The sequence below is a fragment of the Herbidospora sp. RD11066 genome, assembly GCF_054661255.1.
In genome coordinates this window covers 19,425-40,575 of the sequence record NZ_BAAGDO010000007.1, presented here as the reverse complement: position 1 = coordinate 40,575, position 21,151 = coordinate 19,425, and the positions used below count along the sequence as shown (strand labels likewise).

General features: G+C 68.2%; 23 protein-coding genes. 16 read left to right on the top strand and 7 right to left on the bottom strand.

Translation table 11 applies throughout. From position 1 onward, the window contains the following. Positions 1-239: 239 nt before the first annotated feature. From ACYQ78_RS25435 to ACYQ78_RS25420, 4 genes are all read left to right on the top strand, one after another. A complete protein-coding gene (locus tag ACYQ78_RS25435) occupies positions 240-1,469 on the top strand; it encodes a trypsin-like serine peptidase (RefSeq protein ID WP_459803423.1) in 1,230 nt (409 codons plus the stop codon). 326 nt (positions 1,470-1,795) lie between these two features. After that, positions 1,796-3,007, top strand: a complete 1,212-nt coding sequence (locus ACYQ78_RS25430; protein WP_459803422.1) for a trypsin-like serine peptidase — start codon at positions 1,796-1,798, stop codon at positions 3,005-3,007. A 168-nt stretch (positions 3,008-3,175) separates the two neighbouring features. Continuing rightward, on the top strand, positions 3,176-4,261 hold the full coding sequence (locus ACYQ78_RS25425) for a trypsin-like serine peptidase (protein ID WP_459803421.1): 1,086 nt from the start codon (positions 3,176-3,178) through the stop codon (positions 4,259-4,261). Positions 4,262-4,367: 106 nt separating this feature from the next. Beyond that, the gene (locus tag ACYQ78_RS25420) at positions 4,368-5,510 is read left to right on the top strand and encodes a trypsin-like serine peptidase (protein WP_459803420.1); all 1,143 of its coding nucleotides are present in this window, start codon (positions 4,368-4,370) and stop codon (positions 5,508-5,510) included. 49 nt (positions 5,511-5,559) lie between these two features. On the opposite strand, the gene ACYQ78_RS25415 is transcribed toward ACYQ78_RS25420, so the two are convergent. After that, positions 5,560-6,735: an NAD(P)-dependent malic enzyme gene (locus ACYQ78_RS25415; RefSeq protein WP_459803419.1), complete on the bottom strand. Its 1,176-nt coding sequence runs from the start codon at positions 6,733-6,735 to the stop codon at positions 5,560-5,562. A gap of 270 nt (positions 6,736-7,005) precedes the next feature. Here ACYQ78_RS25415 and ACYQ78_RS25410 point away from each other — a divergent pair, with 270 nt between their 5' ends. Continuing rightward, complete coding sequence (locus ACYQ78_RS25410; protein WP_459803418.1) at positions 7,006-7,551, top strand: CGNR zinc finger domain-containing protein; 546 nt, start codon at positions 7,006-7,008, stop codon at positions 7,549-7,551. On the opposite strand, the gene ACYQ78_RS25405 is transcribed toward ACYQ78_RS25410, so the two are convergent. Further along, entirely contained in the window at positions 7,506-7,820 is a 315-nt protein-coding gene (locus tag ACYQ78_RS25405) for a S24 family peptidase (RefSeq protein ID WP_459803417.1), read from the bottom strand. The two genes, ACYQ78_RS25410 and ACYQ78_RS25405, sit on opposite strands and share 46 nt — an antisense overlap. A gap of 56 nt (positions 7,821-7,876) precedes the next feature. Here ACYQ78_RS25405 and sodN point away from each other — a divergent pair, with 56 nt between their 5' ends. The 3 genes from sodN (at position 7,877) to ACYQ78_RS25390 (ending at position 9,639) form a co-directional block, all read left to right on the top strand. Then, the gene (gene sodN / locus ACYQ78_RS25400) at positions 7,877-8,263 is read left to right on the top strand and encodes a superoxide dismutase, Ni (protein WP_459803416.1); all 387 of its coding nucleotides are present in this window, start codon (positions 7,877-7,879) and stop codon (positions 8,261-8,263) included. A 159-nt stretch (positions 8,264-8,422) separates the two neighbouring features. After that, positions 8,423-8,842, top strand: a complete 420-nt coding sequence (locus tag ACYQ78_RS25395) for an ATP-binding protein (RefSeq protein ID WP_061297172.1) — start codon at positions 8,423-8,425, stop codon at positions 8,840-8,842. 17 nt (positions 8,843-8,859) lie between these two features. Further along, positions 8,860-9,639, top strand: a complete 780-nt coding sequence (locus ACYQ78_RS25390) for an RNA polymerase sigma factor SigF (RefSeq protein ID WP_082801764.1) — start codon at positions 8,860-8,862, stop codon at positions 9,637-9,639. A 53-nt stretch (positions 9,640-9,692) separates the two neighbouring features. Here ACYQ78_RS25390 and ACYQ78_RS25385 read toward each other — a convergent pair whose 3' ends face one another. Beyond that, positions 9,693-10,073, bottom strand: a complete 381-nt coding sequence (locus ACYQ78_RS25385; protein WP_459803415.1) for a hypothetical protein — start codon at positions 10,071-10,073, stop codon at positions 9,693-9,695. A gap of 35 nt (positions 10,074-10,108) precedes the next feature. On the opposite strand from ACYQ78_RS25385, the gene ACYQ78_RS25380 reads away from it, so the two are divergent. Continuing rightward, positions 10,109-11,062, top strand: coding sequence for a diacylglycerol/lipid kinase family protein (locus ACYQ78_RS25380; RefSeq protein WP_459803414.1), 954 nt, complete (start codon positions 10,109-10,111; stop codon positions 11,060-11,062). A 276-nt stretch (positions 11,063-11,338) separates the two neighbouring features. Then, entirely contained in the window at positions 11,339-11,593 is a 255-nt protein-coding gene (locus ACYQ78_RS25375) for a WhiB family transcriptional regulator (protein WP_061297176.1), read from the top strand. Between the two features lie 53 nt (positions 11,594-11,646). Here ACYQ78_RS25375 and ACYQ78_RS25370 read toward each other — a convergent pair whose 3' ends face one another. Further along, positions 11,647-13,125 (bottom strand): histidine kinase N-terminal domain-containing protein, encoded by a 1,479-nt coding sequence (locus tag ACYQ78_RS25370; protein ID WP_459803413.1) that lies wholly within the window; start codon positions 13,123-13,125, stop codon positions 11,647-11,649. Positions 13,126-13,237: 112 nt separating this feature from the next. Between ACYQ78_RS25370 and ACYQ78_RS25365 the strand changes: the two genes are divergently transcribed. From ACYQ78_RS25365 to ACYQ78_RS25345, 5 genes are all read left to right on the top strand, one after another. Beyond that, complete coding sequence (locus ACYQ78_RS25365; protein ID WP_459803412.1) at positions 13,238-14,389, top strand: 8-amino-7-oxononanoate synthase; 1,152 nt, start codon at positions 13,238-13,240, stop codon at positions 14,387-14,389. Beyond that, positions 14,386-15,111, top strand: a complete 726-nt coding sequence (locus tag ACYQ78_RS25360) for a GntR family transcriptional regulator (protein WP_066362667.1) — start codon at positions 14,386-14,388, stop codon at positions 15,109-15,111. Before ACYQ78_RS25365 ends, ACYQ78_RS25360 begins: the two co-directional genes overlap by 4 nt. Positions 15,112-15,121: 10 nt before the next feature. Then, positions 15,122-15,844, top strand: a complete 723-nt coding sequence (gene bioD, locus ACYQ78_RS25355; protein WP_459803411.1) for a dethiobiotin synthase — start codon at positions 15,122-15,124, stop codon at positions 15,842-15,844. Next, entirely contained in the window at positions 15,841-16,833 is a 993-nt protein-coding gene (gene bioB / locus ACYQ78_RS25350) for a biotin synthase BioB (protein WP_459803410.1), read from the top strand. Before bioD ends, bioB begins: the two co-directional genes overlap by 4 nt. A 75-nt stretch (positions 16,834-16,908) precedes the next feature. Then, positions 16,909-18,543 (top strand): acetolactate synthase, encoded by a 1,635-nt coding sequence (locus ACYQ78_RS25345; protein ID WP_459803409.1) that lies wholly within the window; start codon positions 16,909-16,911, stop codon positions 18,541-18,543. On the opposite strand, the gene ACYQ78_RS25340 is transcribed toward ACYQ78_RS25345, so the two are convergent. Together ACYQ78_RS25340 and bsaP are read right to left on the bottom strand one after the other, a co-directional pair. Beyond that, complete coding sequence (locus tag ACYQ78_RS25340; RefSeq protein ID WP_459803408.1) at positions 18,540-20,192, bottom strand: serine/threonine protein kinase; 1,653 nt, start codon at positions 20,190-20,192, stop codon at positions 18,540-18,542. The genes ACYQ78_RS25345 and ACYQ78_RS25340 overlap by 4 nt on opposite strands. Positions 20,193-20,320: 128 nt before the next feature. Then, positions 20,321-20,545, bottom strand: a complete 225-nt coding sequence (bsaP, locus tag ACYQ78_RS25335; protein WP_459803407.1) for a biotin synthase auxiliary protein BsaP — start codon at positions 20,543-20,545, stop codon at positions 20,321-20,323. A 6-nt stretch (positions 20,546-20,551) separates the two neighbouring features. Between bsaP and ACYQ78_RS25330 the strand changes: the two genes are divergently transcribed. Then, positions 20,552-20,935, top strand: a complete 384-nt coding sequence (locus ACYQ78_RS25330) for a thioesterase family protein (RefSeq protein ID WP_459803406.1) — start codon at positions 20,552-20,554, stop codon at positions 20,933-20,935. On the opposite strand, the gene ACYQ78_RS25325 is transcribed toward ACYQ78_RS25330, so the two are convergent. After that, positions 20,925-21,134 carry a biotin/lipoyl-binding carrier protein gene (locus tag ACYQ78_RS25325; protein ID WP_459803405.1) on the bottom strand — a complete coding sequence of 70 codons (210 nt, stop codon included), beginning with the start codon at positions 21,132-21,134 and terminating at the stop codon, positions 20,925-20,927. The genes ACYQ78_RS25330 and ACYQ78_RS25325 overlap by 11 nt on opposite strands. Positions 21,135-21,151 lie beyond the last annotated feature (17 nt).

Below are 21,151 nucleotides of genomic sequence, written 5' to 3'. Positions count from 1 at the left end.
ACCTTCGGTTAACTCTCGCTGCAAAGTCGGCCACCCCTACCGGCAAGCACTTTCTCGGCGCGAGAAGAGCTGACTCGGCACTCGACTGTGAGTCACCGGAATCACGGGAGTGTCACACGCCCAAGAGGGCCCATTTCATCACTTCAGGGGCCAAAGATCGCGGGGGTACCCTCCGGAACATCCCTTTCCTGACGTATGGGACGCAAGATGCGGCCCACGTACAGACCAAGGAGTCCCTCATGAAGCGCACCCTCGCCCTCGGCGGTGTGGCGGCCGGCCTGCTGGCCTCCGCTCTCGTCACCCAGCCGGCCTCCGCGGCCGGCGACGTCGCCAGCGACCCGCTGGCCTCGACGGGCATCCAGGCCAAGAACGTCGCCGCCTTCTGGCTGGCGGAGAACGCCGCCAACCTGATCGCGGCCACCCCGTACGACGTGGAGACCCAGGTCGTCTCCAAGCACGTCTCGACCGGCGGTCCGACGGCCGACACCAAGCCGGGTGTCGTCCCCGCGATCGGCGACGAGAAGAAGACCACCAGCACGTCCAAGAACGTGAACCTGCCCAAGACCACCGGCAAGGTGTTCTTCTCGGACGGTTTCGAGAACAAGGGCTCGTTCTGGAAGCCGAAGTGGGTCGCGAAGAACCCGCACTGGTGCACCGCCACCTCGGTGCAGTCGAACTACCGCAACCTGGTCGCCACCGCCGGTAGCTGTGTCTACAACACGGAGACCAACTCGGCGACCATGAACTACTGGGTGTTCGTCCCGGGTTACTACCAGGGCAAGACCCCGTGGGGCGTGTACGTCGGCAAGCAGGCCTTCACCCACTACGACTACGACGTGTACGAGGACGGCGACCGCAACTACGCGTTCGTCACCGTGTACAACGGCCTCACCCTCAACGGCCCCGACCAGTCGGCTCCCGTCAGCCGGGTCGAGGTCACCGAGGCCGAGTACCGCACCTACTGGAAGAACAGCAACCGTCTGCTGCTCGCCGGTGCGGAGAAGGACGCCGCCGGCAAGTGGCACTTCTTCATCTGGAAGTTCAAGGACGCCGGCCGCCTCGGCGACAACGTCGGTGGCCAGGGCTTCGCGTACAACCAGAAGGTCGGCCAGAACGTCTACGTGTTCGGCTACCCGAGTGGCTCGCACCCGGACGGCAACGCCGCCTACACCGGCAAGACCCTGAAGTGGACCTACGGCAAGACCTTCGCCGCCAAGGCCGCGGCCATCAAGGCCGAGGAACTGATCGGCGTCAAGTCGTCGTTCACCGGTGAGGGCTCGCTCGGTTCCGCGTGGATCGCGCAGTACAAGAACGCCCGTCGTCTGGGCTACCTGAACGGCGTGACCATCGGTGTTTCCGACACCGACGGCAACAAGCGTTACGACACCTCGGTTTCGCCGTACTTCGACGGTGAGACCTACGGCGTCTACAAGGCCGCCGCGAACCTGTGGACCGGCTCGATCGCGTAGTTCGCTCTCCAACGGAAGGCCCGGCCGCCAGCCGGGCCTTTTCGTTTGCCCGTTCCAAGGTGGCCGCTTTGACGCACCAGCCCCCGAATCGGTGCCATCGAGGCGATGTGATTTACATCACATCATCACCTGTTGATAACAAGTCGACCCCACCTCTGACCTCGGGTCTGACAGGTCACGGAAAGATCACGGCGCCTGAGGGGTTTCGGGCACCCCCTGATTCGCTACCCGGTGTGACGAACAGCCATGTAAGTTCCGGACTGCCCCTTTACTGACGCATGGGACGCAAGAGGCGCCCCACGACAGACCAAGAGGAGTTCCCCCTTATGAAGCGCACTCTCGCCCTCGGTGGTGTGGCAGCCGGCCTGCTGGCTTCCGCTCTCGTCACCCAGCCGGCCAACGCCGCCGGCGACGTCGCCTCGGACGCCCTGGCGACCACGGGCATCGCGGCGAAGAACATCGCCGCCCTCTGGTTGACGGAAGGCGCCGCGAACCTCATCAACGCGCAGCCGTACAACGTGGAGACGACGGTTCCGTCGAAGCACGTCTCGTCTGGTGGCCCCACTGCCGACACCAAGCCGGGTGTCGTCCCCGCCATCGGTGACGAGAAGAAGACCACGAGCACCTCGAAGAACATCAACCTGCCCAAGACCACGGGCAAGGTGTTCTTCGCCGACGGCGCCAAGTGGGACCGTGAGAAGCGTCGCTGGGTCGCCGTGAACCCGAAGTGGTGCACCGCCACCTCGATTCAGTCGACCTACCGCAACCTGGTCGCCACCGCTGGTAACTGTGTCTACGACACCGAGACCAACAGCGCCACCATGAACTACTGGGCCTTCGTTCCGGGTTACTACCAGGGCAAGGCTCCGTGGGGCATCTACGTCGGCAAGCAGGCCTTCACGCACTACGACTACGACGTGTACGAGGACAGCGACCGCAACTACGCGTTCGTGACCGTGTACAACGGCATCGCGCTGGGCGCGCCGACCCCCACCGAGATCACCAAGGCCGAGTACGACGCCTACCAGAAGAACGGTGGCAAGCACCTCGCCAAGGAGATCTCGACCGGCGAAGGTGACAAGAAGGTCACCAAGTACTTCGCCTGGAAGTACAAGGACGCCGGCCGCCTCGGCGACAACGTCGGTGGCCAGGGCTTCGCGTACAACCAGAAGGTCGGCCAGAGCGTCTACGTCTTCGGCTACCCGAGCGGCTCGCACCCGGACGGCAACCAGGCCTACACCGGTAAGACCCTCAAGTGGAGCTACGGCAAGACGTTCGCCGCCAAGGCCGCCGCGATCAAGGCCGAAGAGATCATCGGCGTCAAGTCCTCGTTCACCGGCCAGGGCTCGCTGGGCTCGGCGTGGCTGTCGCAGTACAAGAACACCCGCCGCCTCGGCTACCTGAACGGTGTCACCATCGGTGTTTCCGACACCGACGGTAACAAGCGCATTGACACCTCGCTCTCCTCGTACTTCGACGGTGAGACCTACGGCGTCTACAAGGCCGCTTCGAACCTGTGGACCGGCTCGATCGTCTAGTCGATCAGCGTGACCGCATGAAAAAAGCCCGGCAATCCAGCCGGGCTTTTCTGCGTTTTATCAGCGCTTTAGAGGATTGGCCGGAGTGATGTAAGTTTCTGGCTATCCCCTTTCTGGCGCATGGGACGCAAGAGGCGTCTCACGCCAAGCGCAAGGAGCGAACCCCCTGTGAAGCGCATCCTCCTTCCCGTCGGCGTGGCCGGCCTCGTCGCCGCCTCGTTAGCGGTTCCCGCGCACGCGGGCCCCAAGGTCGGCTCGTCGGCCAAGCTGGCGTCCCCCGCCGCGGCCGCCGACACCCTGGCGTTCTGGACCGCCGACGGCGGCAAGAACCTCAAGGCCGCCGCCCCCTACGGCCTGGAGCACGCCAAGGTCCCCAAGCACGTCTCCACCGGCGGCCCCGCCGCCGACGGCAAGCCCGGTGTGGTGCCCGCCATCGGCGACGAGGCCAAGCCCACCACGACGACCAAGAACGTCAACCTGCCCAAGACCGCCGGCCGCGTGTTCTTCGTGCTCGGCGACGGCCTCTTCTCGTGTTCGGCGTCGTCGATCCAGTCGGCGTACAAGAACCTGGTGGCGACCGCCGGGCACTGCGCCTACGACGTCGAGAGCAACGCCAGCGTGGTCGGCAAGTGGGTCTTCATCCCCGGCTACTACCAGGGCAAGGCCCCGTGGGGCATCTACGTCGGCAAGACCGCCTACACGCACTACGACTTCAGCGTGTACGAGGACGTCGACCGCGACTACGCCTTCGTCACCGTCTACAACGGCATCCTGCCCGCCGACGGCAAGTGGAAGGACGTCGGCCGGCTGGGCGACAACGTCGGCGGCCAGGGCCTCGCGTACAACCAGAAGGTCGGCCAGAACGTCTTCGTGTTCGGCTACCCGACCGCGGCCCACCCCGACGGCGACTACACCTACACCGGCGGCACCCTGAAGTGGTGCTACGGCAAGCCGGTCTACCCCGTGGTCGAGAAGAGCGTGAAGGCCGAGGAGCACCAGGCCATCAAGTGCTCGATGACCGGCGGCGCCTCGGGCGGCCCGTGGATCATCAAGTACAGCAGCACCGCGCGCAAGGGCTACATCAACGGCGTGACGAGCCTCGGCGGCGACACCGACGGCAACAACCGCAGCGACCTGATCACCTCGCCCTACTTCGACGGCGAGACCTACTCGGTCTACAAGGCCGCGGCCCCGCTGTGGTCGGGCTCGATCGTCAAGAAGGACGGCACCCTCGGGCTGACCGAAGTTAAGTAGTAGCTATGTGACTTAGGTCACATTCCTTCTCCTCCCGTTTGTTTTCGGTCTCACGGTTAGTCATCCGGAAGATCCAATCCGCAACGGGAGGAAAAGGAGGGTCAACGTGGACACGCGCGCACGCCTGGGTCTCGTGACCGCCGGCATCGCCGGATCCGCCGTCCTGGTGGCATTACCAGCGAACGCCGCCTCGCCCGCCGACGGACCCACGGTCTCCGTGGCAGACGCCGACAACATCGCGGGCTTCTGGTTCCGCAGCAACAACAAGGCGCTCAAGGCCGCCACCCAGTGGGGCCCCGACGCCGAGACGGTCGCCAAGGTGGCCAAGCTGTCGTCGAAGGGCGGTCCCTCGGCCGACGGCAAGGCCGGCACCGTCTCCCCGACCGGCCCGGGTGGTCAGGCCGGCACCTCGAAGAACATCAACATCCCCAAGACGCTGGGCAAGGTCTTCTTCCGCAAGAACGGCAAGACCTACTGGTGCTCGGCGAGCTCCATCCAGGCGAAGTACAAGAACCTGGTGGCCACCGCCGGCCACTGCGTCTTCGACACCGACGACAACGACCACATGCTCGACAAGTGGATCTTCGTCCCCGGCTACTACCAGGGCAAGGCCCCCTTCGGCGTGTACGTCGCCAAGCAGGGCTTCACCCACTACGACTTCGACGTCTACGAGGACTACGACCGCGACTACGCCTTCGTCACGGTCTACAACGGCGTCAAGTTCGAGGCGACCAAGTCCGTCTCCGAGAAGCAGTACAAGGGTCACGGCGGCGAGAAGTGGCGCGACAAGGGCAAGTGGTGGGTCCTCACCATCAAGGACGCCGGACGTCTCGGCGACAGCGTCGGCGGCCAGGGCCTGGCCTACAACCAGAAGGTGGGCGCGGGCGCCGTCTACGCCTTCGGCTACCCGGCGGCCCGTCACCCCGACGGCAACAAGGCGTTCACCGGGCTCACCCCGAAGTGGTGCTACGGCAAGCCGAACCGTGAGGTCACCGACGCCTCGCTCAAGATCGAGGAGCAGATCGCGATCACCTGCTCGATGACGCCCGGCGCCGACGGCGGCCCGTGGCTGCTCAAGTACAGCAACGCGCGTCGTCTCGGCTACGTCAACGGCGTGACCAGCGCCTTCGCCGACAGCAACGGCAACGAGCGCATCGACAAGATCACCTCGCCCTACTTCGACGGCGAGACGTACGACGTCTACAAGGCCGCGGCCAACAACTGGTCGGGCAGCATCGTCAAGAAGTGACCGTGTCGTAGAACGGCCCGGCCTCGGGGAGGCCGGGCCTTTCTCATGGCTACCTGCGCGCGACGCCGTCCTTGCGGGCCTGGTCGGCGACCGCCCGGGTGACGGCCGGGGCGACCCGCTCGTCGAACGGCGACGGGATGATGTAGTCGGCCCGCACCTCGTCGCCCACGACCCCGGCCAGCGCCTCGGCGGCGGCGATCTTCATGTTCTCGGTGATCGTGGTGGCCCGCACGTCGAGCGCCCCCCGGAACACGCCGGGGAAGGCCAGCACGTTGTTGATCTGGTTGGGGAAGTCGGAGCGCCCGGTCGCCACCACGGCGGCGTGCCTGGCCGCGATCTCGGGGTGGACCTCAGGCGTCGGGTTGGAGAGCGCGAACACGATGGCGTCCTGCGCCATCGAGGCGATGGCCCGCTCGGAGATCGTCGCCCCCGACAGGCCGATGAACACGTCGGCGCCGTCGAGCGCGGTCTCGGTCGAGCCGGTCAGCCCGCTCTTGTTGGTCTCCCTGGCCAGGGCGTCCTTGTAGGGGTTCATCCCGGCGCGGCCCTCGAAGATCAGGCCCTTGCTGTCGGAGACCGCGATGTCGCCGATGCCGGCGTTCAGCAGCATGCGGGTGACCGCGACCCCGGAGGCCCCGGCCCCCGCCACCACGGCGCGCAGCTCGCCGAGCGGGCGCCCGATCAGCCGGGCGGCGCTGGTCAGCGCGGCGGTCGCGACGATCGCGGTGCCGTGCTGGTCGTCGTGGAAGACCGGGATGCTCAGGCGCTTGCGCAGCTGGTCTTCGATCTCGAAGCAGCGGGGGGCGCTGATGTCTTCGAGGTTGATGCCGCCGAACGAGGGCGCCATGCGGACGACGGTCTCGACGATCTCGTCGACACCGGTGCAGTCGAGGCAGATCGGCACCGAGTCGACCCCGCCGAACTCCTTGAACAGCAGCGACTTGCCCTCCATGACGGGCATCGCCCCGGCCGGGCCGATGTCGCCGAGCCCCAGCACGGCGGTGCCGTCGGTGACCACGGCCACCACGTTGGAGACCCAGGTGTACTCGTTGACGAGCTCGGGGGCGTCGGCGATGGCCGAGCAGACGCGGGCGACGCCCGGCGTGTAGGCGAGCGAGAGATCGTCGGCGTTGCGGACCGGAATGGTGGCTCGAACCTCAAGCTTTCCGCCGCGGTGCAGCGCGAAGGCCGGATCGAGGTCGAGGGCTTCGAGGGAAGCAGTCATGACGAAGACCCCTGGAGTCTGGTGACGGACACAACACAGACCGTGACTAGACGAAGGCCCGAGGCATTGTTGTATGCCGGGAACCGTCGTCGTTGACGGTCGTCTCGGGTACGGGGGTCACCCGTCGCCCTAGTGTGCCACACGCCGAAACAGCCTCTCACGATCAGTTACACCCCAGCCGTTTCGCCTTTATCGCCCCGTCAATCTCTTTGGAACTTTCCGTCGCTGTGTAATACTCAATGTCCGGATTCACCTATTACAAGGTTCCCCGTGGACTTGACCTCATATGCCGAACTGGCCGTTCTTCTCGTCAACCGCCGGGACGATCTGAAAACCCTCGACGGATTGCGCGGCCTGCTGGCCGAGACGGGCCGCACCGAGGCCGCGGGCCGGGTCACCCGGCGCGACCTCGACCACGTGATCGAGCTGCGCGACGAACTGACCGAGGTCTTCGAGTCGGCCTCACAGGGTGACCAGGACGACGTGGTCCAGCGCCTGAACGGGCTGCTGGTGCGCCATCCCGTCCACCCCCAGATCGCGGGGCACGACGGCCAGCCCTGGCACATGCACCTGACCGAGGGCGGCCGGGTCGGCGACACCGTGGCGGTCGGGTCGGTGATGGGCCTGGCCAGCGTGGTCACCGGGCTCGGGGCCGACCGGCTGGGCATCTGCCAGGCGCCGCCCTGCCGCAACGCCTACCTCGACACCTCGTCGAACAGGTCGCGCCGCTACTGCTCCGAGCGCTGCGCCAGCCGCGCCAACGTGGCGGCCTACCGCGCCAGGAAGCGCGGCCCGAAGGCGAGTGACGGCCAGTAACGGCCGACCACCTTCCCGACGATCCGGTCCTGGGGAATCGCCCCGAAGTCCCACGAGTCCCTACGGCCGGGCGCGCTCTGGTTGTCGCTCTCGAGCCACCAGCCCTCGTCGGTCCACCGGAACACCCTTTTGACGATGACGTTCCCGGGTAGGCGGGCGATCACGACGTCTCCGGGGCGGATCTCCGCATTGAGCCGGACGATCAGGCAGTCGCCGGGCCTCAGCACCGGGAGCATGGAGTCCCCGGAGACCCGGGCACTGGTGAACATGATCCACCTCAGAGAGTAATGTCGGTTGCGCAGCCACTCTGACGAAAGGAAACCCGATGCTTGCCAAGCTCGTGGCATCGGCCCATTGTGACCTGCCGTGCGGCGTCTACGACCCCGCACAGGCGCGTATCGAGGCCGAATCGGTCAAGGCGATCATGCAGAAGTACGCCGACAACGACGACCCGGTGTTCCGCTCGCGGGCCCTCTCGATCAAGGAGGAGCGGGCCGAGCTCGTCAAGCACCATCTCTGGGTGCTCTGGACCGACTACTTCAAGCCCCCGCACCTGGAGGCCCACCCGCAGCTCCACCAGCTCTTCTGGGACGCCACCAAGCTGGCCGGCGCCGCCGGCGCCAAGGGCACCGTCGACGTCGCCAAGGCCGACGACCTCCTGGGCAAGATCGACGAGATCGCGAAGATCTTCTGGGAGACGAAGGCCGCCTAGGCTTTCCGCCACGGACCCCGCACGCTCAGCGACTCGCTTTCCGTGCGGGGTCCGCGCATTTCCGGCATCGGCGCGTCCAAGCCGAGCAATCATGGTCGAGTGGCGGTAGGTTGCAAACATGCGGCCCCGCGAGATGTGGCCGGCTGGGCAAGGAGGATCGTGACCGACGCAACTGATGTCACAGGGGATCTGGCTGGGATCCGCGACGCCGTGAGCGTCCGGCTGCCCGCGGCCAGCGCCTATCTGTCCGTGTTGCGGACCGCGACAGCAGGTCTGGCGGCACGGCTCGACTTCACCATCGACGAGATGGAAGATCTCCGGATCGCCGTCGACGAGGCGTGCGCGATGCTGCTGCGCCATGCCGTCCCCGGCACCGACCTGATCGCGGAGTTCGAGCTGACCGGGCAGGAGATGTCGATCCGGGTCGAGGTCACCACCGTCGGGATCGCCGAGCCCAAACGCGATGATTTCGCCTGGATGGTGCTCACCGCGCTCGCCGACGACGTCGACGCCGTGTCCTCCCCCGATCACATGGCGATCGTGCTGCGCAAGCAGCGAGGCGCGGCGAGGCCGGCGTGACGGAAAGGACCCGTTCCATGGCCACCAGCGACTCCGGAGTACCGGATCGGGTGCGAGCCCGCGCCCTCTTCGGGGAGCTCGCTGAGATGCCGGCCGACGACCCGCGCCGCCCGCGCATCCGCGACGAACTCGTGGAGCTGCACCTTCCGCTGGTGGAATACCTCGCCCGCCGATTCCGCAACCGCGGCGAATGGCTCGACGACCTGACCCAGGTGGCGACCATCGGTCTGATCAAGTCGATCGACCGGTTCGACCTGGCTCGGGGCGTGGAGTTCTCGACCTACGCCACTCCGACCATCGTCGGCGAGATCAAGCGCCACTTCCGCGACAAGGGCTGGGCGGTCCGCGTGCCGCGCCGCCTGCAGGAGCTGAAGCTCTCGCTGACCAAGGCGATCAGCGAGCTCTCGCAGCGCGAGGGCCGGGCGCCCACGGTGGCCGAGCTGGCCGCCCATCTCCAGATGACCGAGGAAGAGGTGCTGGAGGGCCTCGAGTCGGCCAACGCCTACTCGACGGTCTCCCTCGACGCCCCCGACTCGGGCGACGACGACGCACCGGCGGTCTCCGACTCGCTCGGCATCGTCGACGAGTCGCTGGAGGGCGTCGAATACCGCGAGTCGCTGAAGCCGCTGCTGGAGCGCCTCCCGCCGAGGGAGAAGCGCATCCTGCTGCTGCGGTTCTTCGGCAACATGACCCAGTCGCAGATCGCCACCGAGCTGGGCATCTCGCAGATGCACGTCTCCCGCCTGCTGGCTCGCACCCTCGCCCAGCTGCGCGAGGGGCTCACCGCGGAAGACTAGAAACGCCTCTCGATCGGCCGGTGTCCACGACACCGGCCGTTCGCTTTCCGGGCTCAGTGATCGTCCATGAGGGCCTGTGTGGAGGGCGGCGCGAGCAGAGTGACGAGAATCACTCCGGCCCCGGCGATCAGCGGCACCCCCCAGCCGAGCTGCCCGGCCTGGATCAGCGAGATCGACACGGGCACGGCGAAGATCTGGGTGACCACGGCGGGCCCCCGGCTCCACCGCATCAGCTGCACGATCCCCCAGGCGACCCAGAGCAGCCCCGCGCCCACTGCCAGGCCGAACACGGCCAGCACGAGGGAACTCATGACATCGCCGGCCGCGCCGATCAGGGTCTCGTAGGCGACCCAGCCGCCGAGCGCGAGGGCGGCCAGTCCTTCGATCGCGACGACGACCGCGGCGACGGCAATGGTGAACGGACGGTTCGACACAGTTGGTGAGACTACCCGTCGCATAACCTTCAAGCATGCGGGCACTTCTGCTGGTCAACCCCAAGGCGACCTCGACCAACCTGCGCACGCGCGACGTCCTGATCCGGGCGCTCGGCGCGGCGGTCGATCTGGAGGTCGCCGAGACCGGATATCGGGGGCACGCGTCGCTGCTGTCCGCCACCGCGAAGGAGAAGGGCTTCGACGCGGTGGCCGTCCTCGGCGGCGACGGGACGGTCAACGAGGTCGCCAACGGCCTGATGGCGGCCGACGACCGGGCCAAGATGATCATCATTCCGGGTGGCAGCGCCAATGTGCTGGCGCGGGCGCTGGGGCTGCCCAACGACCCGATCGAGGCCACCGGCGCGGTGCTGGAGGCCCTGCGTGAGGGCCGTTCGCGCACGATCAGCCTGGGGCTGGCGGAATGGGATGTTAGGGATTCCGGGACCGGGGCAGGTGTGGAGTCTCGCTACTTCACATTCTGTGCCGACCTGGGCTGGGACGCCGAGGTCATCAGAGCCGTCGAGGGTCTGCGCAGCGCCGGATACCGCGCTTCGCCGACGCTCTACATGCAGACGGCCCTGCGGCACTACCTCATGACCGACCGCCGGCATCCGTCGATGACCCTGACCAGGCCCGGCCAGGCCGATCAGCCGGGGATCTTCCTCGCGATCGTGTCCAACACGGCGCCCTGGACGTTCGTCGGCAGCCGTCCGGTCAACCCGACACCGTGGGCCGGGTTCGACACCGGTCTCGACGTGCTGGGGATGACGAAACTGCGGTTTCCGGCCGTCGTGAGCCTGCTGCGGCAGATCGTCGGGGAGCCCCGGGGGTTGCCGACGGGTAAACACCTGGTTCAGGCACATGACGAGAGTGTTTTCACACTCGAGTCGGTCCGGCCCATCGCGCTCCAGCTTGACGGCGACTACCTGGGAGAACAGGAAAGGGTGACATTTCGCTCTATCCCGGACGCGTTACAAGTTCTGGTCTAGTCAGTTACAAGCGGTCATAGTGTGACGCATCCGACAGCTAGGACCCGCAAAACCTTCCCCCAAACCTCTTGTGTGCTGTAGGAGTGGCTGAAAAGCTGAACGCGACGTCGGAACGTAGGACCTTTACGAGAGCCACAGCTCACGACAAAGGTCCCCGGCGATCATCAATCGCGAATCTCGTCCCTCACCTTTAGGGCGGCCGTTCGCATCAGTTAGTGAAACTGTTCACAAAGGTGCAGGAGCCGCCCAGGCTCCACTTACGAAGGAGTGGACCGCATGGACTGGCGCCACCGCGCTGCCTGCCGTGACGTGGACCCCGAGCTGTTCTTCCCGATCGGCAACACCGGGCCCGCGTTGATGCAGATTGAAGAGGCCAAGCAGGTCTGTCGTACCTGTACGGTCAGCGAGCTTTGCCTCAAGTGGGCACTGGAGTCCGCCCAGGACGCCGGCGTCTGGGGCGGCCTCAGCGAGGACGAACGCCGCGCCGTCAAGCGCCGCACCGCCCGGGCCCGTGCCCGTGCCAACGTCTGAATTCATACAACCGAATTAGAGCGCCCGCACATTGCGCATTTGTTGCGCGTGCGTCAAATCCGGTGAATGTCGTTGGTGGGAACGTTCACCGGAATGCTGAGCACGACTTCCGTGCCGCCGCCTTCGCGCGGAGCGATGTTGAGGCGCCCGGAAAGCTCTCCCACAACGAGGGTCCGTACGATCTGCAGCCCCAGATTGCTGTTCGTCTCGATGTCGAACCCGGGCGGCAGTCCCTGACCCTCGTCGGCCACGACCAGTTCGAGCATGTCCGGGAGACGTTCGACCCGGACCTCCACGCTCCCCGGCAGGTCTTCGAGGCCGTGCTCCACCGCGTTCTGGAGCAGCTCGGTCAGCACCATCGCGATCGGCGTCGCCACGGCCGCCGGCAGGACCCCGAACGTCCCCGCGCGATGCACCTCGACCTGGGCCACCGCCACCTCGGCCGTCATCTGGATCACCCGGTCGGCGATCTCGTCGAAGGTGACCAGCTCCTCGGGCATCTGCGCCAGGGTCTCGTGCACGATCGCGATCGACCCGACCCGCCGGACCGCCTCGTCGAGCGCCGCCCGCCCCTCGGGCACCCGCAGCCGCCGTGACTGGAGCCGCAGCAGCGCCGCGACGGTCTGGAGGTTGTTCTTGACCCGGTGGTGGATCTCCCGGATCGTGGCGTCCTTCGTCAGCAGCTCGCGCTCCCGGCGCCGCAGCTCGGTCACGTCACGGACCAGCACGAGCGCCCCGATCCGCCCCCCGGAGATGATCAGCGGAATGGCCCGCAGCTGGACGACCGTCCCGCCCCGCTCGACCTCCGTCTCCCTGGGCACCTTGCCGCTCGCGACCAGCATCAGGTCTTCGTTGATCGGCTCGTCGCGGTAGCAGAGATCGGCCGTGGTCTTCCCGAGTTCGGAGCCGACCAGATCGGCGTGCAGCCCGAGCCGCCGGTAGGCGCTCAGGGCGTTCGGCGACGCGTAGGTCACCCGCCCGGCCCGGTCGAGCCGCAGCAGCCCGTCGCCCACCCTCGGCGACCGCACCAGCATCGGCTCGGCCTCCGGGAAGGGGAAACGCCCCTCGGCGACCATCTGCGCCAGGTCGGAGGCGCTCTGGAGATAGGTCAGCTCCAGCCGCGAGGGGGTGCGCGCCGAGGAGAGGTTCGTCGAACGCTGGATGACCCCGATGAGCGGCCCGTCGAGCGCCCGCCGCACCGGAATCGTCTCCTCCCGCACCGGCACCCCGGTCGACCAGTCGGGATCGCCCTCCCGGCAGATGCGCCGCTCCTGCCAGGCCGTCTCGATCAGCGACCGCTCGCCCCGCCCGATCATCGAGCCGACGACATCGTCGTGATAGACCGTCGGACCGGTCGTCGGCCGCATCTGCGCGACCGCGATCCAGCCGTCTTCGGCGGGAATCCACAGGATGAGATCGGCGAAGGACAGGTCGGCGAGCAACTGCCAGTCGGAGACCAGCGAATGCACCCATTCGAGGTCGGCCGACGACAGATCGGTGTGCTTGGCCACCAGGTCGCTGAGAGTTGGCACCTAGGCATGATGCGTCGTGAGAAGGGCCGAACGCCAATCGAGACGCCGGTCGGGCCGTCCACGCTCTGAGCCCGATCAACAATCGGGGCGCCGCACCTGGCATCATGCTCCAATGCATGGGCCGATCGACCGACTTCGCCAGGCCGCCGACCTGCGTGCCGCCGCCGGGCTGACCCGGGTGCTGCGGCCGCGCGGGCCCGACTTCGACGGGCTCCTCGACCTGGCCTCCAACGACTACCTGGGGCTCTGCCGCGACCCCCGGCTGACCGAAGCGGCGGTGGCGGCGACCCGCGAGTGGGGTACCGGCTCGACCGGATCCCGGCTGGTCACGGGGTCGACCCGGCTCCACGCCGAGCTCGAGGAGCGGCTCGCCGCCTTCACGCAGGCGCCGCGCGCGCTGGTGTTCTCCTCGGGCTACCTCGCCAACCTGTCCGCCGTCGCCGCGCTCGGCAGGGGCGGGCTGGTCGTCTCCGACGCGGGCAACCACGCCTCCATCGTCGACGCCTGCCGGCTGGCGCGGGCGCGCGTCGTGGTGACCCCCCACGGCGACGTCGGCGCCGTCGAGCGGGCGCTGGCCGACCGCGAGGAGGAGAACGCGCTGGTGGTCACCGACGCCGTGTTCTCCGTCGACGGCGACCTCGCGCCGCTGGGGGCGCTGTCGGAGGTGGCCGTACGGAATGGAGCGCTCCTGGTCGTCGACGAGGCCCACGCGCTCGGTGTCGTCGGGGAATACGGCCGTGGGGCGGTTCACAATGCCGGACTTGCGGGGAATGTTCACATTGTGAGAACTGTCACGTTGTCGAAGTCACTCGGATCCCAGGGTGGGGCCGTGCTGGGCGCGCCGGAGGTGATCGACACCCTCGTCGACACCGGCCGGTCGTTCATCTTCGACACCGGTCTCGCCCCCGCGAGCGCCGGAGCGGCCCTGGCCGCGCTGCACATCCTCGAAAAGGAGCCTGACCTGCCCGGACGCGCCCGCGACATCGCGCTGCGACTGGCCGCCACCGCACGGGAACTCGGCCTGGAGACCACCGACCCGGCCGCCGCCGTGGTGCCGGTGGTGCTCGGCGACCCCCACCGGGCCCTGGCCGCCGCCGCGACCTGCGCGGACCACGGCGTGAAGGTCGGCTGCTTCCGGCCCCCTTCGGTTCCCGACGGACGGTCTTGCCTAAGGTTGACCGCTCGGGCCAATCTGGGGTCCGCAGATCTCGCGGTGATCGGGCGCGCGCTCGCAGCCGTGGCCGGAACGAAGGTGACCGCGTGACCGAAGACACTCCCCGGGTGCCGAAATACTACGACGTCAAACGTAGCCTGCTCGAGCTCACCAAGAGCCTGCCCGCCGGGAGTGCACTGCCCCCCGAGCGTACCCTCGCGGTCCGCTTCGAGACCTCGCGCACGACGGTCCGCCAGGCCCTGACCGAACTCGTCGTCGAAGGCCGTCTGATCCGCATCCAGGGCAAGGGCACGTTCGTCGCCCAGCCCAAGGTCGCCCAGGTGCTCCAGCTCACCTCTTATGTGCAGGACCTGCGTACCGTCGGCCTCGAACCCGACACCAAGATCCTCGACATCTCCTACATCACCGCCGACGAGGCCCTCGGGCGGCGGCTGGCCATCAACCCCGGCGGCCGGGTGCTGCGCATCCACCGCCTGCGCCTGGCCAACGGCGAGCCGATGTCGATCGACACCACCCATCTGTCGGCGCGGCGGTTCCCACGGCTGCGGCGGGAGATGGAGGGTCACTCCTCCCTGTACGAAACGCTCCACAACGCCTACAGCGTCCGCCTCACCGACGCCGAAGAGATCATCGAAACGATCCTGGCCACCCCCTACGACTCGCAGGTCCTCGGCGTGGACATCGGCCTGCCGATGCTCATGCTCACCCGCCACGCCTTCGACGCCGACGGCAACCCGGTCGAGTGGGCGCAGTCCCTCTACCGGGGCGACCGCTATAAGTTCGTCACGCGCCTGCGGCGCCCGACTCCGTAATCTTGGCCGGATGAGCGTTCTTGTGGTGACCGGCACCGACACCGGTGTCGGGAAGACCGTGGTCACGGCCGCCGTCACGGCGTTGGCGATCGAGCGGGGCGGCCCGGTCGCCGTGGTCAAACCCGCCCAGACCGGCGTGGGCCCCGACGAGCCGGGCGACCTCGACGAGGTGATCCGGCTCTCGGGCGCGACGAACACCTTCGAGTTCGCCCGCTACCCCGACCCGCTGAGCCCGGCCGCCGCCGCACGGGTGTCCGGCCGGAAAAGCCTCGACCTCGCCGAGGCGGCCGCGCGCATCACCGAGCTCGCCGAGTCCCACCGGCTGGTCGTGGTCGAGGGCGCGGGTGGTCTTCTCGTACGTTTCGACGAAGAAGGCGCCACCCTCGCCGACCTGGCCCACGCGGTGAAGGCCCAGGTGCTGGTCGTGGCCAGGGCCGCCCTCGGCACCCTCAACCACACGGCCCTGACCCTGGAGGCCATGGCCAACCACGGCCTCGACCTGGCCGGGGTGGTCATCGGATCATGGCCGGCCGAGCCCGATCTGGCCGAGCGCTGCAACGTGGCCGATCTCGAGATGCTGGCGGCCCGGCCCCTGGCGGGTGCGGTGCCGGAGAACGCCGGTTCACTTCCCCGGGGTACCTTCACCAAGGTCGCCCGCGCATCTCTAGGGGCCCCTCTGGGCGGCGCGTTCGACCCGTCGGCCTTCCGATCCGACCTTAGGATTTCACAATGACCATCCTGGACATCGCCAGAACGCAGGTGCTCGACGAGGGCAGGGGTTTGACGCGGGAGCAGGCGCTCGAATGCCTGAAGCTTCCCGACGAGAGCCTGCCCGATCTTCTCGCCCTCGCCCATGAGGTGCGGATGAAATGGTGCGGGCCCGAGGTCGAGGTCGAGGGGATCATCTCCCTCAAGACCGGCGGCTGCCCGGAGGACTGCCACTTCTGCTCGCAGTCGGGGCAGTTCACCTCGCCGGTCCGCTCGGTGTGGCTGAACATCGAGGAACTGGTGAAGGCCGCCGTCGAGACCGCCCAGACCGGCGCGACCGAGTTCTGCATCGTGGCGGCCGTGCGCGGGCCCGACAAGCGCCTGATGGACCAGGTGCGCGAGGGCGTCAAGGCCATCAAGGAGGCCGTCGACATCAACGTGGCGTGCTCCCTCGGCATGCTCACCCAGGCCCAGGTCGACGAGCTGGCCGAGATGGGGGTGCACCGCTACAACCACAACCTGGAGACCTGTAAGTCCCACTTCCAGCACGTGGTGACCACCCACACGTGGGAGGAGCGCTGGGACACCTGCCTCATGGTCCGCGAGGCCGGCATGGAGCTGTGCTGCGGCGGCATCATCGGCATGGGCGAGACGATCGAGCAGCGCGCCGAGTTCGCCGCGCAGCTCGGTGAGCTCGAGCCCGACGAGGTCCCGCTCAACTTCCTCAACCCCCGTCCCGGCACCCCCTTCGCCGACTACCCGGTCATCGAGGGCGCCGAGGCCCTGAAGACAATCGCGACCTTCCGTCTCGCACTACCGCGAACCATCCTCCGGTACGCCGGCGGACGTGAGCTGACCCTTGGCGACCTGGGCACCCGTGAGGGCATGATGGGTGGCATCAACGCGATCATCGTGGGCAACTACCTGACCACCCTGGGCCGCTCCCCCGCCGACGATCTGGCTCTGCTGACCGACCTGAAGATGCCGATCAAGGCCCTGTCCCAGACCCTTTAGAAGAGGAAGGTTCGTCCGCCCGCGGCCAGGGCAGCTCGTAGGTCCCACTAGTTAACCGACTGGTAGGTTTCACGAATGAGCAAGCACGCGGGCGACGTCGCTGTCGGCGTCTCCAAGGCATACGGCGTCGAGACGATGTTCACCCTCTCGGGCGGCCACGTCTTCCCCCTCTACGACGGCGCCGTCCACGAAGACATGCGCATCCTCGACGTACGCCATGAGCAGAGCGCCGTTTTCGCCGCCGAGGCGACGGCGCGGCTCACTCGCAGACCGGGCCTCGCGGTGCTCACCGCCGGGCCCGGCATCACCAACGGAGTGTCGGGCGTGGCGACCGCCCACTTCAACGGCAGCCCGGTCGTGATCCTCGGCGGCCGGGCCCCGCAGTCACGCTGGGGCTCCGGCGCGCTCCAGGAGATGGACCACCCGCCGCTCTTCGACTCGATCACCAAGCTCGCGTTCACCGGCTCGGGCGCCGACGCCGTCGGCCAGGACGTCGAGATGGCCTTCCGCACCGCGCTCGCCCCCCACCGGGGCCCGGTGTTCCTCGACTTCTACATGGACCACCTGTTCTCGCCCTCCCCTTCGGTCGAGACCGAGACGCTGGCGCCGTCCCCGCTGGAGCCCGACACCGACCATCTGGCCGCCATCGCGGCGCTGATCGCCGAGGCCGAGCGCCCGATGCTGGTGATCGGCTCCGACGTGTGGATGGATCGTGCCGAAGAGGCCGCCCGCGACTTCGCCGAGGAGTTCCGGCTCCCGGTGGTGCCCAACGGCCAGGGCCGGGGCATCCTGCCGTCGGGACACGAACTGCTGGTGACCCGCGCGCGCGGGCTGGCGTTCGCCCAGGCCGACCTCGTGATCGTGGCGGGCACCCCGCTCGACTTCCGGCTCAACTACGGCTGGTTCGGCGGAAAGGACGGGTCGCCGCTGGCCCGGGTCGTCCACCTGGCCGACGCCGCCTCGCAGCTCGCCACCCACACCGGCCTGGCCGGTTCGGCCGCCGGTGACCTGTCGCTGCTGTTCTGGGGCCTGGCCGCCGCGTGCCGCACCGCGAGCGTCAAGCCGCGCGAGCAGTGGCTCACCAAGCTGGCCGAGGCCACGGCGGCGGCCATCATCGGAGACGCCGAACTGCTGGCCGCCGACAGCGACCCGATCCATCCGATGCGCATCTACGGCGAGCTCAACCGCCAGCTGGCCGACGACGCCGTGGTCATCGGCGACGGCGGCGACTTCGTCTCCTACGCTGGCAAATACGTCGAGCCCAGGCGGCCCGGCAACTGGCTCGACCCCGGCCCCTACGGCTGCCTGGGCACCGGCCTCGGCTACTCGATCGCCGCCCGGCTGGCCCGCCCGTCGTCGCAGGTCGTGCTCCTGCTCGGCGACGGCGCCGCCGGTTTCTCGCTGATGGACGTCGACACCCTCGTCCGCCACAAACTGCCCGTCGTCATGGTCTGCGGCAACAACGGCATGTGGGGCCTGGAGAAACACCCCATGCAGATGCTGTACGGCTACGACGTCGCCGCCGACCTCCAGCCCCAGTGCCGCTACGACCAGGTCGTCACGGCCCTCGGCGGGGGCGGCGAACTCGTCACCAAGCCGAGCGAGATCGGCCCCGCGCTGAAGCGGGCGTTCGACTCGGGCGTGCCCTACATGGTGAACATCGCCACCGACCCCGAGATCGCCTACCCGCGCAGCACCACCGGGGTCTAGCCCGTCGTCGCACCCGTCGACGCCGCCGTGGGAGACGGTGACGGTGAGGGAGAGGGCGGCGCCGGACAGGCCACCCGCTTCACGTACACGGTCACCGTCGACCCGACCGCCGCCTGCGTGTTGGCCTGCGGCTCCTGCTTGAACACCTCGGTGCAGCCGAGACCGGAGTCGCCCTGGGTCTGGAAGTTGCCCTGGAACCCGGCCTGGAGCAGCGTCTGCTCGGCCGCCTGGGCGGACTTCTTCCAGAGCGACGGCACCGCCTTGGTCTCCTTGGGCGGCGTGGGCGTCGGCTTGGGCGACTTCGACGGGCTCGGCTTCGGCGTCGGCGTCGGCTCCTTCGAGGGCTCCTCGGACGGCTCCTCGGTCACCGGCGGCTTGGAGACCTCGGGCGTCGGCGTCGGAGTTTTCTTCGGAGGCCTCTTCGTCGACGGGGTCACGGTGGGAGTGTCCTCCGTCACGGCCCCCTGCATCACCGGTGTGCTCGACGGATTCGGTTCGTCGGTGGCGCCGATGAGGCTCACGCCCGCCCAGCCGATGCCCGCCGAGGCGAACACGCCCGCCACGATGGCCGCGATCGTCAGGCCGCGCTTGCTCTTGTTCTGCTTGCGCCGTCCGCCCGTACCGGCCATCTCCGGCGTGGCCGCCGTGGTGCGGTAGCTGCCGGTCGAGGGGAAGTTGCCCGTCGCCGGGTAGTTGCCGGTGGCCGGGTAGTTGCCCGTCGGCGCGTAGGCGCCGGTCGCCGGGGGTTCGTACCAGTCGCCCGTCTTCGGGAACGCGCCCGCGCCGGTCTGGGCCGGGTTGGGCTGGGTCAGGGAGGCGTTGGGGTTGGCGGCCTGCCGGGCCGCCTGGCTCATCGCCATCGCGGTCGGCCAGCGGTCGGCGGGCGACTTCGACAGGGCGCGTTCCACCACGTGGCGGATGTGCGGCGGGATGTCGGCCGGCAGCGGTGGTGGTTGCTCGCGGATGTGCTTGAGCGCGATCGTGACCGGGGTGTCGCCGTCGAACGGGCGGCGACCGGCCAGGCACTCGTAGGCGACCACGCCGAGGGCGTAGATGTCGACCGCCGGGGTCACCGGCTCGCCCTCGGCCTGTTCGGGCGCGCAGTAGGCGGCGGTGCCGAGCACCATGCCGGCGTCGGTCAGCCGGCTCGCGGCGTCGGAGCGCGCGATGCCGAAGTCGGTGAGCACGAGCGTGCCGTCGACCTGCACGAGCAGGTTGCCCGGCTTCACGTCGCGGTGCACGATGCCCCGGTCGTGGACGGCCTGTATCGCCGCCGCGGCCTGGCCGATGAGCTCCATCACGGCTTCGGGCCTGATGCGCCCTATCCGCTGGAGCAGACCGTCGAGCGGCTCGCCGTCGACGAACTTCATCACCAGGTAGGCGGTCGGCCCGTCGCCGGGGACGTCGGTGACGCCGTAGTCGTAGACGTCGACCACACCGGGGTGGTTGATGAGGGCCATGGCCCTCGCCTCACCCTGGAAGCGCGCCCCGAATCCGGGGTCGTCGAGACGGCCCGGGAGCAGTACCTTGACGGCGACCGTACGCGCGAGGACGGTGTCTTCCCCGCGCCACACCTCGCCCATTCCGCCAGCGCCGATGCGCTGGTCCAATCGGTAGCGCCCGGCCAGCGTCGTCCCTTGGGCAACCATGCCCCCGGATACCCCCTATGTCACTGACCACTGTCGTGCCGGAAGTCTAGCGGGCACCGGCACAAAGGACCGGTAAGCCCAGATCTCCCAGGAATCCCTCACCATAACGGTCAGAACACAGGTTTGGTTCAGGCTGCTGTCAGCCCGTGTTGAGAACAGCGCGCCGACCAGCCGGTGGGCGTCACCTGAACGGTCATGCGGCGGCGGCACTTGGCGCAGTAGCGAGGCGGCTCCATCTGGCGGGCGCCCTGGCAGGACCCGTGGTCGCCGTCATCGGAAAGGCCCCCGCAGTGGTCGCAGTAAAGGTCCACGTCTTGCCTTTCGATGGGTTGCGATGGTCGAGCTACTAGCATCCCACCATGGCGCTCACGCCCGGACTGCGGGCCAATCGATTGATCATGGTGGAGAAGAGTGACACCGCCGAGCGCGTCGGCAGCGGAGACGTGCCGGTGCTGGCCACGCCGCGACTGCTGGCGCTGGCCGAGGGGCTCACCTGCGAGGCGATCGGCGGGGAGCTCACGCACGAGCAGACCTCGGTCGGGGTGCGGGTCGAACTCCAGCACCTGGCGGCGAGCGGGCTGGGCGCCCACGTCGAGATCTCGGCCGAACTGGTCGAGGTCGAGGGGCGCCGCCTGGTCTTCTCCTTCACCGCGGCCCACCGCGACGGCTCGGTCGTCGCCACCGGCGTGATCGAGCGGGTCGTGGTCGACCGCGAGAAGTTCCTCTCACGCACTATTCGATGACGGCGATCAGGTCGCCTTCCTGCACCACGTCGCCCTCGGCGACCTTGATGGCGACCACGCCCTCGTCTTCGGCGATGACCGGGATCTCCATCTTCATGGACTCCAGGATGACCAGGGTGTCTCCGTCGGACACCGTCTCACCTTCGGCGACGACGACCTTCCAGACGTTCGCCACCATCTCCGCGCGTACCTCAGCCACCGCAGTCTCCCTATATA

What these genes read in the sequence shown, in the direction of transcription:
- ACYQ78_RS25435 (WP_459803423.1), top strand. Translation starts at nt 240, where the DNA reads ATGAAGCGCACCCTCGCCCTCGGCGGTGTGGCGGCCGGCCTGCTGGCC.
- ACYQ78_RS25430 (WP_459803422.1), top strand. Translation starts at nt 1,796, where the DNA reads ATGAAGCGCACTCTCGCCCTCGGTGGTGTGGCAGCCGGCCTGCTGGCT.
- ACYQ78_RS25415 (WP_459803419.1), bottom strand. Translation starts at nt 6,735, where the DNA reads ATGACTGCTTCCCTCGAAGCCCTCGACCTCGATCCGGCCTTCGCGCTG.
- ACYQ78_RS25405 (WP_459803417.1), bottom strand. Translation starts at nt 7,820, where the DNA reads ATGTTCACCAGTGCCCGGGTCTCCGGGGACTCCATGCTCCCGGTGCTG.
- sodN (WP_459803416.1), top strand. Translation starts at nt 7,877, where the DNA reads ATGCTTGCCAAGCTCGTGGCATCGGCCCATTGTGACCTGCCGTGCGGC.
- ACYQ78_RS25390 (WP_082801764.1), top strand. Translation starts at nt 8,860, where the DNA reads ATGGCCACCAGCGACTCCGGAGTACCGGATCGGGTGCGAGCCCGCGCC.
- ACYQ78_RS25380 (WP_459803414.1), top strand. Translation starts at nt 10,109, where the DNA reads ATGCGGGCACTTCTGCTGGTCAACCCCAAGGCGACCTCGACCAACCTG.
- ACYQ78_RS25375 (WP_061297176.1), top strand. Translation starts at nt 11,339, where the DNA reads ATGGACTGGCGCCACCGCGCTGCCTGCCGTGACGTGGACCCCGAGCTG.
- ACYQ78_RS25365 (WP_459803412.1), top strand. Translation starts at nt 13,238, where the DNA reads ATGCATGGGCCGATCGACCGACTTCGCCAGGCCGCCGACCTGCGTGCC.
- bioD (WP_459803411.1), top strand. Translation starts at nt 15,122, where the DNA reads ATGAGCGTTCTTGTGGTGACCGGCACCGACACCGGTGTCGGGAAGACC.
- bioB (WP_459803410.1), top strand. Translation starts at nt 15,841, where the DNA reads ATGACCATCCTGGACATCGCCAGAACGCAGGTGCTCGACGAGGGCAGG.
- ACYQ78_RS25345 (WP_459803409.1), top strand. Translation starts at nt 16,909, where the DNA reads ATGAGCAAGCACGCGGGCGACGTCGCTGTCGGCGTCTCCAAGGCATAC.
- ACYQ78_RS25340 (WP_459803408.1), bottom strand. Translation starts at nt 20,192, where the DNA reads ATGGTTGCCCAAGGGACGACGCTGGCCGGGCGCTACCGATTGGACCAG.
- bsaP (WP_459803407.1), bottom strand. Translation starts at nt 20,545, where the DNA reads ATGCTAGTAGCTCGACCATCGCAACCCATCGAAAGGCAAGACGTGGAC.
- ACYQ78_RS25330 (WP_459803406.1), top strand. Translation starts at nt 20,552, where the DNA reads ATGGCGCTCACGCCCGGACTGCGGGCCAATCGATTGATCATGGTGGAG.